The organism is Lactococcus garvieae (assembly GCF_016027715.1).
Taxonomy (GTDB): Bacteria; Bacillota; Bacilli; order Lactobacillales; family Streptococcaceae; genus Lactococcus; species Lactococcus garvieae_A.
This window is the reverse complement of the sequence record NZ_CP065691.1, coordinates 705,923-719,465: the sequence shown is the minus strand read 5'-3', so window position 1 is coordinate 719,465 and position 13,543 is coordinate 705,923. Positions and strand designations below refer to the sequence as shown.

Annotated in this window: 11 protein-coding genes; 10 read left to right on the top strand and 1 reads right to left on the bottom strand. The window is 37.0% G+C overall.

Features of this window, described 5'->3' with window-relative positions:
• Positions 1–15: 15 nt before the first annotated feature.
• The 3 genes from ahpF to hpf all read left to right on the top strand — a co-directional run bounded on the left by ahpF (position 16) and on the right by hpf (position 2,997).
• Entirely contained in the window at positions 16–1,545 is a 1,530-nt protein-coding gene (gene ahpF / locus I6G50_RS03655) for an alkyl hydroperoxide reductase subunit F (RefSeq protein ID WP_197909205.1), read from the top strand.
• A 166-nt stretch (positions 1,546–1,711) separates the two neighbouring features.
• Complete coding sequence (locus I6G50_RS03650) at positions 1,712–2,329, top strand: FMN-dependent NADH-azoreductase (RefSeq protein WP_197909204.1); 618 nt, start codon at positions 1,712–1,714, stop codon at positions 2,327–2,329.
• 110 nt (positions 2,330–2,439) lie between these two features.
• Complete coding sequence (hpf, locus tag I6G50_RS03645; protein ID WP_197909203.1) at positions 2,440–2,997, top strand: ribosome hibernation-promoting factor, HPF/YfiA family; 558 nt, start codon at positions 2,440–2,442, stop codon at positions 2,995–2,997.
• Positions 2,998–3,090: 93 nt separating this feature from the next.
• On the opposite strand, the gene I6G50_RS03640 is transcribed toward hpf, so the two are convergent.
• Positions 3,091–3,927 (bottom strand): DUF368 domain-containing protein, encoded by an 837-nt coding sequence (locus tag I6G50_RS03640; RefSeq protein ID WP_081167274.1) that lies wholly within the window; start codon positions 3,925–3,927, stop codon positions 3,091–3,093.
• 230 nt (positions 3,928–4,157) lie between these two features.
• Between I6G50_RS03640 and I6G50_RS03635 the strand changes: the two genes are divergently transcribed.
• The 7 genes from I6G50_RS03635 (at position 4,158) to trmFO (ending at position 13,523) form a co-directional block, all read left to right on the top strand.
• The gene (locus I6G50_RS03635) at positions 4,158–4,778 is read left to right on the top strand and encodes a GntR family transcriptional regulator (RefSeq protein ID WP_003136197.1); all 621 of its coding nucleotides are present in this window, start codon (positions 4,158–4,160) and stop codon (positions 4,776–4,778) included.
• A 205-nt stretch (positions 4,779–4,983) separates the two neighbouring features.
• On the top strand, positions 4,984–6,186 hold the full coding sequence (locus I6G50_RS03630) for a quaternary amine ABC transporter ATP-binding protein (protein WP_003136194.1): 1,203 nt from the start codon (positions 4,984–4,986) through the stop codon (positions 6,184–6,186).
• Positions 6,179–7,903 (top strand): ABC transporter permease/substrate binding protein, encoded by a 1,725-nt coding sequence (locus I6G50_RS03625; protein WP_003136193.1) that lies wholly within the window; start codon positions 6,179–6,181, stop codon positions 7,901–7,903. Before I6G50_RS03630 ends, I6G50_RS03625 begins: the two co-directional genes overlap by 8 nt.
• Positions 7,904–8,127: 224 nt before the next feature.
• A complete protein-coding gene (gene budA / locus I6G50_RS03620) occupies positions 8,128–8,826 on the top strand; it encodes an acetolactate decarboxylase (protein ID WP_081167267.1) in 699 nt (232 codons plus the stop codon).
• 85 nt (positions 8,827–8,911) lie between these two features.
• Positions 8,912–9,760, top strand: coding sequence for a DNA-processing protein DprA (gene dprA, locus I6G50_RS03615; RefSeq protein WP_081167264.1), 849 nt, complete (start codon positions 8,912–8,914; stop codon positions 9,758–9,760).
• A 205-nt stretch (positions 9,761–9,965) separates the two neighbouring features.
• Positions 9,966–12,116, top strand: a complete 2,151-nt coding sequence (topA, locus tag I6G50_RS03610) for a type I DNA topoisomerase (RefSeq protein ID WP_197909202.1) — start codon at positions 9,966–9,968, stop codon at positions 12,114–12,116.
• Between the two features lie 60 nt (positions 12,117–12,176).
• Complete coding sequence (trmFO, locus tag I6G50_RS03605; RefSeq protein ID WP_197909201.1) at positions 12,177–13,523, top strand: methylenetetrahydrofolate--tRNA-(uracil(54)-C(5))-methyltransferase (FADH(2)-oxidizing) TrmFO; 1,347 nt, start codon at positions 12,177–12,179, stop codon at positions 13,521–13,523.
• The last annotated feature ends 20 nt before the right edge of the window (positions 13,524–13,543 follow it).

The following is a 13,543-nucleotide window of genomic DNA, read 5'->3' as shown; positions in this document are numbered from 1 at the left end:
GAATGGAAAAATAAAATGTTAGAAGAAAATCTTAAAGCACAATTAAAACAATACTTAGAGCTTTTGGAAAATGATATTGCTTTACGAGTAAAAGCGGAAGAAAATGATACAAATGGCAAGAAAGTACGCGATTTTGTCAATGAAATTGCATCGATGTCCCCGCGAATAAGTGTGGAAGAAGCAAAACTCGTAAAAGCTCCCGGTTTTTCCGTGGTTCGTAAGGGTGAGATGAGAGGGATTGCTTTTGCTGGATTACCATTGGGGCATGAGTTTAATTCCTTAGTTTTAGCTCTTTTACAAGTAAGTGGTCGCGCGCCAAAAATTGAAGAAGATCTTAAAAAACGTATCCAGTCTATTGACAAACCGTATCATTTTGAAAGCTATGTTAGCTTGACTTGCCATAATTGTCCGGATGTCGTTCAGGCGCTTAATATTATGAGTGTCCTTAACAAAAATATAACTCATACCATGATTGAAGGCGGAATGTTCCAAGAGGAGGTTAAATCTCGTGGTATCATGGCTGTACCTACTGTTTTTGTCAACGGTGAAGAATTTTCAAGTGGTCGTATGAGTCTTGAAGAAATTTTAAATAAGTTGATTGGCCAAACAGGTAGCCAAGAGTTTGAAAATAAAGAGCCATATGATGTACTTGTGGTAGGAGGCGGCCCTGCAGGAGCTAGTGCAGCTATCTATGCAGCACGTAAAGGTATCCGTACGGGAATCTTAGCTGAAAAGTTTGGCGGCCAGCCTTTAGAGACCCTAGGTATTGAAAATTTTATTGGGACTACTTATACAGAGGGGCCTAAGCTCGTCGCTCAATTAGAAGAGCATGTAAAATCTTATCCTACTGATATCATGAAAACGCAGAAAGCAGTCAAATTAGAAAAGAATGATTTGCTCGAAGTCACCTTAGAAAATGGAGCTGTTCTGAAGTCTAAAACCGTTGTTTTATCTACTGGGGCCCGCTGGCGCTCATTAGGTATTCCAGGAGAGGAAGAATTTAAAAATAAAGGTATCGCATATTGTCCGCATTGTGATGGTCCGATATTCGCTGGACAAAGAGTAGCTGTAGTTGGAGGAGGAAACTCTGGAATTGAAGCAGCAATAGACTTAGCTGGTGTTGTGGAGCATGTTACTGTTTTAGAATTTTTACCAGAATTAAAAGCAGATAAAGTACTCCAAGAAAAACTTTATTCTTTAGATAACGTGAGTGTTTTAACCAATGTTGAAACAAAAGCCATTCATGGTAAAGAAAAAGTTGAAAGTTTAGACTATGTTAACCGTGAAACACAGGAAGAAGTTACTCTTGAGCTATCTGGCGTTTTCATTTTGATTGGACTAGTACCCAATACAGAATGGCTTGATGGAGTTGTTGAACGTACTAATCGTGGAGAAATTATTGTTGATAAACAAGGGGCAACAAATATACCCGGAGTCTTTGCGGCAGGAGATTGTACAGATTCTGTTTACAAGCAAATTATTATTGCGATGGGAAGTGGCGCTACAGCCTCTCTTGGTGCTTTTGATTATCTTATTCGTCATTAATATAAAAATCATCTTGATTAAATCAGGATGATTTTTAAATCTGAAAGATTGTGTTAAGGTTCACGTACTAAAATTATAGTATTCTGAAAATCTTTTTGCTATAATAAATGAGGTAAACTTGAGTTTACAGATGTAAATTAAGAAAATAATCTTGGAGGATTAATTAATGACTAAATTACTTGTTGTAAAAGGGCATCCCTTAACAGCTGAGGACAGCTTTTCAATCAAAGGACTAGATACTTTTGTGTCTTCTTATAAGAGTGCAAACGCTGAAGATGAAGTAGAGGTATTGGATGTTTTCACAGCTAATATTCCTGAAATTGATCAAGATATGGCTTCTGCATTTATCGCGATGCAAAATGGTGTAGAATTTACAGCATTATCTGAAACACAACAAGATAAAGTCGCACGCTTCGGAGCATTTACCGAGCAATTCCTTTCAGCGGATAAGGTTGTTATTGCTAGTCCGTTATGGAATCTTATGATCCCAGCAAGTCTTAAAAAATGGATTGACACAGTTAATGTAGCGGGTAAAACTTTCCGTTATACAGCAGAAGGTCCTAAAGGTTTGGCAACAGATAAAAAAGTATTGTACTTACAAGCTAGCGGTGGTTTCTACGGTGGCCAAGATACAGGCACACAATACATGAAAACAATTTTTGAATTTATTGGTACAGACTTTACTACTCTGAGCGTAGAAGGTCATGCTTATCAGCCTGAAAAAGCTGATGAATTTTTATCAGAATTTCTTGGTAAAGTGGAAACAGCAGCTCAAGCTTTCTAATTGAGTGACATCCCATATATTATTTGACCCCTTTTTGATTTTATATTAAAATTAAATAAGAAACAAATAAAGAAAGAGTATTTCACAAAGAAATACTAAGGGAAAACGCTATGATTAAATTTAATATCCGTGCTGAAAACGTAGAAATTACGGATTCGATTCGCTCATATATTGAAGACAAAGTAGGAAAACTTAACAAATATTTCAACGATGGCCATGAAGTAACGGCTTATGTAAATATTAAATCTTATTCAGATAAAAGATACAAGGTAGAAGTTACAGTACCTGCTAAAAATGTTACGTTACGCGCAGAAAATATGGCACAGGATATACTTGCTTCTATCGACTTTGTTGAAGAAAAGTTAGAACGTCAAATTCGTAAATATAAGACACGGGTGAACCGTAAATCGAAAGCGAATGTCCCTACAGGAATGGCTTTCGGTGATGAATTTGCACCCTTGGCAGCTGCTGATGAAGTTGAGGATGAAAAGGTTAAAATCGTGCGTACAAAACGTATTGATCTTAAACCAATGGATGCAGAAGAAGCTGTCCTCCAAATGGATATGCTTGGACACGATTTTTATGTCTTTTTAGATGCTTATACAGAAAGTACAAGTATTGTTTACCGTCGTACAGATGGAAATATTGGTTTAATCGAAACAGACTAAGAATATAAGAAAAACAACTGATCTATTCAGTTGTTTTTTACTGAAAAAATTTCAGAAAAAAAGTATCTTTTAATAGATACTCTAAATCAATAATTATTTATATTTGTCTTCCAGTTTACTCATCCAAAGTCCTAAGAGCAGGCCTACAACAAAAAGTAAGGCGCTCATTAAGAAGGTTGAAATAGTGGCCCCACTATAGCTAATAGCTTCAGCACTTTGAGTTGGAATGACAATGAGTAATGTACTTGACAGCACTAAACCGATGATAAAGTGGTAAACTTTTGAATGTTGAGTAAGAAGAAGTTTTTCCATAATTTTGGAAAAACTCACAAGGGCAAATATACCACCAATTGCAATAGGAAGAAAAACGCCAAGTATATCACGATTTTTAAAACCTTCAAGCATTGGAGAGAAAAGTCCTAAAATCAAAAGAAGATTCGAAGGACTAAGTCCAGGAACAAGCACACCTAAAGCGATTAAAATACCCGCAAGGAAGAAACCGAAGAAGTTTGCAGGAACTGTACCAGCAATTGCAGGCAACATGTATAATATCACTGTAGATAAAATAAAAGTGAGAAGGAGGACTAACCAGTCGCTTTTTTCTCTTGTCTTCTGACGCGTACTTTCTTTAAATAAAGAAGGTAAAGTTCCTAAAATAGCACCAGCAAACCCCCACAAAACAATAACTTGATAATGCGCGAGAAGCCATTCCAAAGGTTGACTAAGAAGGACTAATCCTAATATTCCCCCAATACCCACAGGAAGGAAGAAAAGAAAATTCTTCTTAAAATCTTGTCTGATGTGAGCCAAAAAATGCAACATTCGTTCATAAATCCCGAGTATCGCTGCAAGTACGCCCCCTGAAACTCCAGGAAGAATAAAGCCTAGAGCAATAATCATCCCTTTAATTAATCTAAAAATCCAGTTCATATTACCACTTTCTATTTTCTAAAAGATATCACTTTATTATATCATAGATTACTTACACGAAACATATCTATCATAGATGTCGATAAAACCTAAACTAAGATATATTCGACATTTAAATTTTCTAAAATAATTTTACTATCTTTTTTTGTATTTTTACATTAAAATAGAAGACATAATGAATCTTTATGTAGAACTTACACAAGAAATAACTTGACCAAAGGAGGAAACCAGTGAAAGAGGTAAGGCAACCCAAATATCAGCAAATTGCCGTCTTGATAGCTGAAAACATTGTTCGTAATGAATTAAAAGTAGGACAAAAGATTTATGCACGTTCAACATTAGCGACAACTTTTGGAGTTTCAGCAGAAACTGCTCGAAAAGCTGTGAGTATTCTAAGTGATTTAGGAATTGTAGATTCCATTCATGGAAGTGGTGTTTTTATCGCTTCGCGGCAAAAAGCCCAAGAGTATTTAGCTCAGCATCAGGAAGTAAAGTCAATTCAAGACTTACAGTCTGAAATTTTAAAAAGTGTTTCACGACAGCAGAAAGAACTGGCTAACTTCTCCTCTACCTTGGATAAATTAGTGGGGCAAACCGCTCATTTCCAAAAATCCAATCCCATGACACCCATCGAACTTGAACTCCAAGAACCATCTGAAAATTTAGGAAAAACCATAGGCGAAATGAATCTATGGCAAAACACAGGTGTGACTGTTATTGCCATTCTCCAAAATAATGAACTGATTATTTCGCCAGGACCATATGCAACTTTGAATCAGTACGATACATTATATTTTGTGGGAGGGTCAGACTCCTTACAAATTCTTCATAACTTTTTTTACAAAAATTAACTAAAACACTCGTCAGTCCCATTATCTAGACATTCTGAACAATATGTCTAAGGTAAGGGTTTTCTTTTTTATATGTCAAAATTTTAAGCGTTTTCTAAGTTTACATATTTGACAAAGTGACAATACATTGCTATCATAAAGTGGTCACTTTTGTGGAAATTAAATAATGAATAGTATTTAATTATTAAGAGTAAAGGAGAATATTTTGCCAGTAAAAATTAAAATTGAGCATTTAACCAAAATATTTGGTAAACGTGTAAAAACTGCTTTGGCAATGGTTGAGCAGGGAGATTCAAAAAATGAAATCTTAAGAAAAACAGGGGCTAGTGTCGGTGTTTATGATGCCAACTTTGAAGTAAACGAAGGTGAAATTTTTGTTATTATGGGGTTATCAGGGTCTGGTAAATCGACCTTGTTACGTTTGCTTAATCGTTTGATTGAGCCTACCAGCGGGAAAATTTTTATCGATGGTCAAGATGTGGCTACGCTAAATAAAGAGGACTTACTAAAAGTTCGTCGGAAAAGCATGAGTATGGTTTTCCAGAATTTTGGGCTTTTCCCTCATAGAACCATCTTAGAAAATACGGAATATGGCTTAGAAGTTCAAAATGTCCCCAAAGACGAGCGTCGTAAACGCGCTGAAAAAGCTTTGGACAATGCAAATCTGCTTGACTTCAAAGATCAATACCCTAATCAATTGTCTGGGGGGATGCAACAACGTGTTGGTTTAGCACGCGCTCTAGCAAATGATCCAGAAATCCTTTTGATGGACGAAGCTTTCTCAGCCTTAGACCCATTGATTCGTCGTGAAATGCAAGATGAACTTTTGGAACTTCAAGCAAAATTCCAAAAAACAATTATCTTTATTTCGCATGATTTAAATGAAGCCCTCCGTATTGGAGATCGCATCGCTATCATGAAAGATGGTAAAATCATGCAGATTGGTACAGGTGAGGAAATACTGACAAATCCAGCTAATGATTATGTCAAAACGTTCGTTGAAGATGTTGATCGTGCCAAGGTTATTACGGCAGAGAATATTATGATTCCAGCCTTAACAACTAATATTGATATTGATGGTCCAAGTGTTGCCCTTAAGAAGATGAAGAACGAAGAAGTAAGTTCTTTGATGGCTGTGGACAGGAAGCGTCAATTTTGTGGTGTTATTACCAGTGAAGAGGCTGTAAAAGCCAAACAAAACAATCAATCATTACGCGATGTTCTGATGACTGATGTGGGTCAAGTTGGTAAGGAAACATTAGTAAGTGAAATCTTACCTATCATCTATGATTCCCCAACGCCAGTAGCAGTGGTTGATGAGGAAGGATTCTTGAAAGGTATTCTCATCCGTGGACGAGTACTTGAAGCTTTAGCAAGCATAGACGATGAGGAGGTAAATAATGATTGAGTTAGCAATGGGTAAAATACCCTTAGCAGAATGGGTTTCGACTGCTACAGATTGGATTACAAGCAATTTAAGTGCAGGTTTTGATATCATACAAAAATCTGGAACAGCAATTATGGATACTGTCACAGCAGGATTAACAGCTGTTCCATTTTGGCTAATGATTGTTGTTGTTACTTTCTTAGCTATTCTCGTTTCTGGACGAAAAGTCGCCTTTCCTATTTTTACATTCTTAGGATTAGTTCTTATTGCCAATCAAGGCTTATGGGCAGATCTCATGAATACAGTAACATTAGTCTTGCTGTCTAGTTTAGTTTCTATTATTATCGGTATTCCTTTAGGTATATGGATGGCTAAGTCTGAGCTTGTTGCTAAAATTGTCCAACCTATACTTGATTTCATGCAGACTATGCCTGGTTTCGTTTATTTGATTCCAGCTGTGGCCTTCTTTGGTATTGGTGTGGTACCTGGCGTGTTTGCCTCAGTTATTTTTGCTTTACCACCAACAGTCCGGATGACAAACCTCGGTATTCGACAAGTATCAACAGAATTAGTAGAAGCAGCGGATTCCTTTGGTTCTACTCCGCGTCAAAAGTTATTTAAACTCGAATTTCCTCTTGCGAAAGGAACAATCCTTGCAGGTGTGAACCAAACAACCATGCTTGCTCTTTCAATGGTAGTTATTGCCTCAATGATCGGTGCACCTGGTTTAGGTCGTGGGGTTTTGGCCGCTGTCCAATCCGCAGATATTGGTAAAGGTTTTGTTAATGGTATTGCCTTAGTTATCTTGGCAATTATCATTGACCGCTTTACACAAAAGTTGAATGTAGCCCCTACGGAAAAACAAGGGAATATAAAATTAAAAAAATGGAAGCAAAGAGGAGCCCTCTTAGCACTCCTTGTCCTTATTCTTGGAGGAATGTCAGGTCTTTCACTCAATAAAAAAGTTGCTGATAAAAATGTAGAACTTGTTTATATGAACTGGGATTCTGAAGTAGCATCGATTAATGTATTAAGTAAAGCAATGGAAGATCGAGGTTTCGACGTCAAGAAAACAGCATTAGACAATACTGTAGCTTGGCAAACCGTAGCTAACGGTCAAGCAGATGGCATGGTTTCTGCTTGGTTGCCTAATACACACGAAACACAATGGAAAAAATTCAGTAACTCGGTTGAACTTTTAGGTCCTAACCTTAAGGGGGCGAAAGTGGGCCTTGTTGTACCAAGCTATATGAAAGCCAATTCTATTGAAGATCTTAAAAGTCAAGCTGATAAATCAATTATTGGGATTGAACCTGGTGCAGGCGTGATGGCAGCAGCAGAGCATACTATGAAAGATTATAGTAACTTGAAAGATTGGAACTTGGTGCCATCTTCTTCAGGTGCGATGACTGTTGCACTTGGTGAAGCTATTAAGCAACATAAAGATATTGTGATTACAGGCTGGTCACCACATTGGATGTTTAATAAATACGATTTGAAGTATTTAGAGGACCCAAAAGGTGCAATGGGTAAAGCTGAAGATATTAATACTATTGTACGTAAGGGACTTAAAGAAGATAATCCTGAAGCCTACAAAGTTCTCGATAAATTTAACTGGTCACAAGAAGACATGGAATCAGTAATGCTTGATGTTCAAAATGGTAAAACACCAGAAGAAGCAGCAGACTCATGGGTTAAAACACATAAAGAACAAGTTGATGAATGGTTTGAAGATTAATAACTTAAAAAAGACAAGTGAGAGCTTGCTCTTTTTTAATGTCAAAAATAAATCTGAAAGTTGGAGTGCTAAAGATTGTTCTATACAGTACCCTTTAGAAATCCAAGGAGAAGCTGTATAGAAACTCCCCCCTAAAAAACAATCTGTATTTCGATACCATAGCTGATATTATGTTAAAATTAAAATATTGATAAATGATAAGTTTTGAAAGGGAAGAATAAACTATGAAATTATTTCAACACAACACACTTGCTGCTTTGATGTCCGGTCTTTATGAAGGTACATTAACCATCGGAGACTTACTTGAAAAAGGAAACTTTGGCATTGGAACTTTGGCTGGAATTAACGGTGAGCTGATTGTTTTAGATGGTGAAGCCTATATTGCAACTGGTGATAAAAAAGTTCGTAAAGTACAGGCTGAAGAAACCGTACCTTATGCTGCTGTAACACATCATAAAGCATCACTTTCTTTCCAACAAGAGGAAGAAATATCAAGTGCGGAGCTTTTTACAAAAATAGAAAATAAATTTACGAGTGAAAATACATTCTATACAGTAAAAATGGAAGGTAGTTTTGACACAATGCATGTGCGTATGGCACCTGGCGCGCGTGAAGGGGAACCTTTTGCTGAAGTAGCAAAAAATCAACCTGAATATGAAGAAAAAAATGTTAAAGGAACAGTGGTTGGCTTTTGGACACCAAAGATGTTTCACGGTGTGAGTGTAGCGGGTTATCATCTACATTTTCTTGCAGACAGTTGTGATTTTGGTGGGCATATTTTAGGTTTCTCTGGTTTTTCAGGAAAAGTAGAGATAGGTCAAGTTGATGCTCTAGAACAGAATTTTCCGACTCAATCAGAAAACTTCCTTAAAGCTAAATTTAACCTTGATCAATTGAAGAAGGATATCGAGCAAGCTGAATAAATAAACTGCAGAAATGCGGTTTTTTTTGTGAAAAGTTTTTGTTTTTTACGTGCTAATACAACAAACAGTAAAAAATGGAGGCTTCATGATTAGAAACTTTGAAATATTGCGATTAAAAAGGGCGGGGATGTCCAATCTTAGTGTTTGGAAACTGATTCAGTATCAGAAAGAACATCGGGAAAAACTGACTTTACGACAAAAGGCGCGTGTCTCTGAGATTAAAAATCTTCCTGATTTTCTTGAAAACTATAAGAATCAAGATATTAAATCGCTAAGAGCTCTTTATAAAACTTTTCCTTCTTTTTCAATAATGGATGATATTTATCCAGAAAGACTCAAAGAGATGTATAATCCCCCGGTACTTCTTTTTTATCAAGGAAATCTTGAACTTCTTAACCTCCCTAAGATTGGTTTTGTTGGGAGTCGTGAAGCATCTAAAGACGGTATAAAGATTACGCATAAGCTTATTGAAGAACTAGAAAGAAACTTTGTTATTGTAAGTGGATTAGCACGAGGCATTGATACATCAAGCCATGTTGCTGCTGTTAAGCAAAAAACACCTACCATTGCGGTTATAGGTAACGGGTTAGATATAAGCTATCCTAAAGAAAACCGTAAATTGCAAGACTATTTAGCAGCAAATGAATTGATCTTGTCAGAATATTTAGCAGGAGAGCCACCACTAAAGTTTCATTTTCCTGAACGAAACCGAATTATTGCAGGACTTTCTAGAGGAATCGTTGTAGTTGAAGCCAAACAACGCAGTGGAAGCTTAATTACTAGTAAATGGGCTTTAGAAGAAAATCGTGATGTGTTTGCTGTACCAGGAGATATTTTAAGCAGGCATTCTTCTGGTTGCAACAGTTTGATTCAGCAAGGGGCAAAACTTATTACACATGGAAAAGATATCTTGGAAGACTATGTATTTGACTGAGGAAAATCCCTATCAAAATTTTTATTACAGTAAAAAAATGTTTATCCCTTTCTATTCCAGATAAAATAAGGGTTTACAGCCTCTTTGAGTTTTAAAAATATGTTGAGTTCTCCTATAAGAAAAACACTTTTAGTTTTATTACTTGACATCTGCCCTAAAAGCCTATATTATTAGACTATTGAAATTTGAAAAAATAGGTAAAAATATGGCGAAAGCAAGTGAAAAACAAGCAACTGCGAAAAAGAAGACAAGTAGTAAAAAAACGACAACTAAAAAGAAATCAAAAATTGTTAAGGGCAAAAATCTCGTAATTGTAGAGTCACCTGCTAAAGCAAAGACGATTGAAAAATATTTGGGGCGCAACTATAAAGTTGTTGCTTCTGTTGGACATATACGTGATTTGAAAAAATCAACGATGTCTGTTGATATTGAAAATGACTATGAACCACAATATATCAATATACGTGGTAAAGCACCTTTGATAAATAGCCTTAAAAAAGAAGCGAAAGCTGCCAAAGCTGTATATTTGGCAAGTGACCCGGACCGAGAAGGAGAAGCTATTTCTTGGCATCTGGCTCATATTTTAGGCCTACCACTGGAAGAAAAAAATCGTGTTGTTTTCAATGAAATTACTAAAGATGCGGTAAAAAATGCTTTTAAAGAACCTAGAAGCATTGACGTAGATTTAGTAGATGCTCAACAAGCACGCCGTATTTTGGATCGTTTAGTAGGCTACTCTATCAGTCCAATTCTTTGGAAAAAGGTAAAAAAAGGCTTATCTGCGGGTCGTGTCCAATCTATTGCACTTAAACTTATTGTTGATCGGGAAAATGAAATTAATGCTTTTATTCCTCAAGAGTATTGGTCAATTGATGGGGAATTTAAAAAAGGAGCTAAAAAATTTAAAGCTGCTTTTTGGGGTGTTGATGGTAAAAAGCGTGCCTTGGACAATAATGACGATGTCTTAGAAGTTATGGCGCGTTTATCAGGGCCAGACTTTAATGTTGATAAGGTAGAAAAGAAAGAGCGCCGTAGAAACGCTCCCTTGCCATATACGACAAGTTCGATGCAACAAGATGCAGCTAATAAAATAAACTTCCGTACGCGTAAAACAATGATGGTAGCCCAACAACTCTATGAGGGGCTCACACTTGGCGCCCAAGGTCATCAAGGTTTGATTACTTATATGCGTACCGATTCTACTCGAATTTCTCCTGTAGCTCAAGGCGTTGCTGCTGAGTTTATCACAGACCGTTTCGGAGCAAAATACAGCAAGCACGGTTCAAAGGTAACCAACAAAGCTGGAGCACAAGATGCCCATGAAGCCATTCGTCCTTCTAACGTTTTAAATACTCCTGAAACTATTGCAAAATATCTTGATAAAGACCAGCTGAAACTTTATACTTTGATTTGGAATCGTTTTGTAGCGAGTCAAATGACTGCTTCCATTTTTGATACCATGAAAGTCAACCTCTCACAAAATGGTGTAACTTTTATAGCCAATGGATCACAAGTGAAGTTTGATGGTTACTTAGCGATTTATAATGATTCTGAGAAGAACAATATGCTTCCTGATATGGAAGCAGGGGATACCGTTAAGAAAGCTAATCTCAAACCAGAACAACACTTTACACAGCCTCCTGCACGTTACAGTGAAGCTACTTTAATCAAGGTGTTAGAAGAAAATGGAGTGGGTCGTCCTTCAACCTATGCGCCGACACTTGAAACTATACAAAAACGTTACTATGCTCGACTCGTTGCTAAGCGTTTTGAACCAACCGAGCTTGGTGAAATCGTTAATAAATTAGTTGTAGAATTTTTCCCGAATATTGTAAATACTGAATTTACCGCAGAAATGGAAAAAGATTTAGATAAGGTGGAAGAAGGCAAGCGCCGTTGGGTAGATGTGGTTGACCAATTCTACAAACCTTTTGCTGGCGAACTTGAAAAAGCCGAAGTAGAAATGGAAAAAATTGTCATCAAAGATGAACCAGCTGGTTTCGATTGTGATGTTTGTGGGCATCCAATGGTTATAAAGTTGGGACGTTACGGGAAATTTTATGCATGTAGTAATTTCCCTGATTGTCATAATACCAAAGCTATCGTCAAAGAAATTGGTGTAACCTGTCCAAGTTGTCACAAAGGCCAAATCATCGAGCGTAAAACCAAGAAAAATCGTCTATTCTATGGATGTGACAGATATCCTGAGTGTGAATTTACTAGCTGGGATAAACCTGTTGGACGTGCTTGTCCAAAATGTGAACATTTCTTAGTTGAAAAGAAAGTTCGTGGCGGGGGCAAACAAGTCGTATGTAGTAATGAAACTTGTGACTACCAAGAAGAAAAACAAAAATAAATACATATCACTTTACATAGATTTATTTATGTAAAGTGATTTAATATAGAAAGCTCAAAAATGAAAAAAACACATATAAACGTTATCGGAGCTGGACTTGCCGGTTCAGAGGCAGCCTACCAAATAGCCAAACGTGGTATACCTGTGAAATTATATGAAATGCGTGGCGTTAAAGCTACCCCACAACACAAGACAGATAAATTTGCTGAACTCGTCTGTTCAAATTCTTTTCGTGGCGCTGCTATTACAAATGCGGTAGGCTTACTCAAAGAAGAGATGAGACGCTTAGATTCGGTTATGATGCAAGCGGCGGAAAAAACACAAGTTCCTGCAGGGGGAGCCTTAGCTGTAGACCGCGAAGAATTTTCTCAATTTATGACAGATGCGGTTTCTAATAATCCTTTGATTGAAGTTATTCGTGGAGAGATCACTGAGTTACCTAACTTAGATGAGGAAATAACGGTTATTGCTACAGGTCCTTTGACAAGTGATGCTTTGGCTGAGAAAATACACGCTTTTAATGACGGTGATGGTTTTTATTTCTATGATGCTGCTGCACCAATCATTGATGCAAATAGTATTGATTTTGATAAAGTATATAAAAAATCCCGCTATGATAAAGGTGAGGCAGACTATATTAACTGTCCAATGACTAAAGAAGAATTCAATAACTTCCAGCAAGCCTTGATTAATGCAGAGGAAGCTCCTCTTAATTCTTTTGAGGATTTGAAAGTCTTTGAAGGATGTATGCCGATTGAAGAAATGGCTAAACGTGGTTATAAAACGATGTTATTTGGGCCGATGAAGCCCGTCGGTTTAGAATACCCTGATTCATATACAGGGCCACGTGATGGTGATTTTAAAACCCCTTATGCTGTAGTACAGCTGCGTCAAGATAATGCCTCGGCTTCGCTCTATAATATTGTTGGCTTCCAAACACACCTTAAGTGGGGAGAACAAAAACGTGTTTTCCAAATGATACCAGGACTTGAAAATGCTGAGTTCGTCCGTTATGGCGTGATGCATCGTAATTCCTATATGGATTCACCTAATCTTCTTAAACAAACCTTCCAATCAAGAAAGCAAGAAAACCTTTTCTTCGCTGGTCAAATGACTGGTGTTGAAGGATATGTTGAGTCCGCAGCAAGTGGATTAGTTGCGGGAATTAATGCCGCTCGTTTGTTTAAAGATGAAGAAGAAGTTATCTTCCCTCAAACGACAGCAATAGGTGCTCTTCCATACTATATTACTCATACCGATAGCAAACATTTCCAACCGATGAACGTTACTTTTGGTATTGTGAAAGAGCTTGAAGGGCCACGTATCCGTGATAAAAAAGAGCGATATAGCAAAGTTGCTGAACGTTCCCTTAGTGATTTGGCACAGATTATCGAGAAATTGAAATAGGAAAAAGCTCTAGGTATTCT

Bases quoted from the DNA above. Each gene is read 5' to 3' on its own strand.
- ahpF (WP_197909205.1), top strand. From the start codon at position 16: ATGTTAGAAGAAAATCTTAAAGCACAATTAAAACAATACTTAGAGCTT.
- I6G50_RS03650 (WP_197909204.1), top strand. From the start codon at position 1,712: ATGACTAAATTACTTGTTGTAAAAGGGCATCCCTTAACAGCTGAGGAC.
- hpf (WP_197909203.1), top strand. From the start codon at position 2,440: ATGATTAAATTTAATATCCGTGCTGAAAACGTAGAAATTACGGATTCG.
- I6G50_RS03640 (WP_081167274.1), bottom strand. From the start codon at position 3,927: ATGAACTGGATTTTTAGATTAATTAAAGGGATGATTATTGCTCTAGGC.
- I6G50_RS03625 (WP_003136193.1), top strand. From the start codon at position 6,179: ATGATTGAGTTAGCAATGGGTAAAATACCCTTAGCAGAATGGGTTTCG.
- budA (WP_081167267.1), top strand. From the start codon at position 8,128: ATGAAATTATTTCAACACAACACACTTGCTGCTTTGATGTCCGGTCTT.
- dprA (WP_081167264.1), top strand. From the start codon at position 8,912: ATGATTAGAAACTTTGAAATATTGCGATTAAAAAGGGCGGGGATGTCC.
- topA (WP_197909202.1), top strand. From the start codon at position 9,966: ATGGCGAAAGCAAGTGAAAAACAAGCAACTGCGAAAAAGAAGACAAGT.
- trmFO (WP_197909201.1), top strand. From the start codon at position 12,177: ATGAAAAAAACACATATAAACGTTATCGGAGCTGGACTTGCCGGTTCA.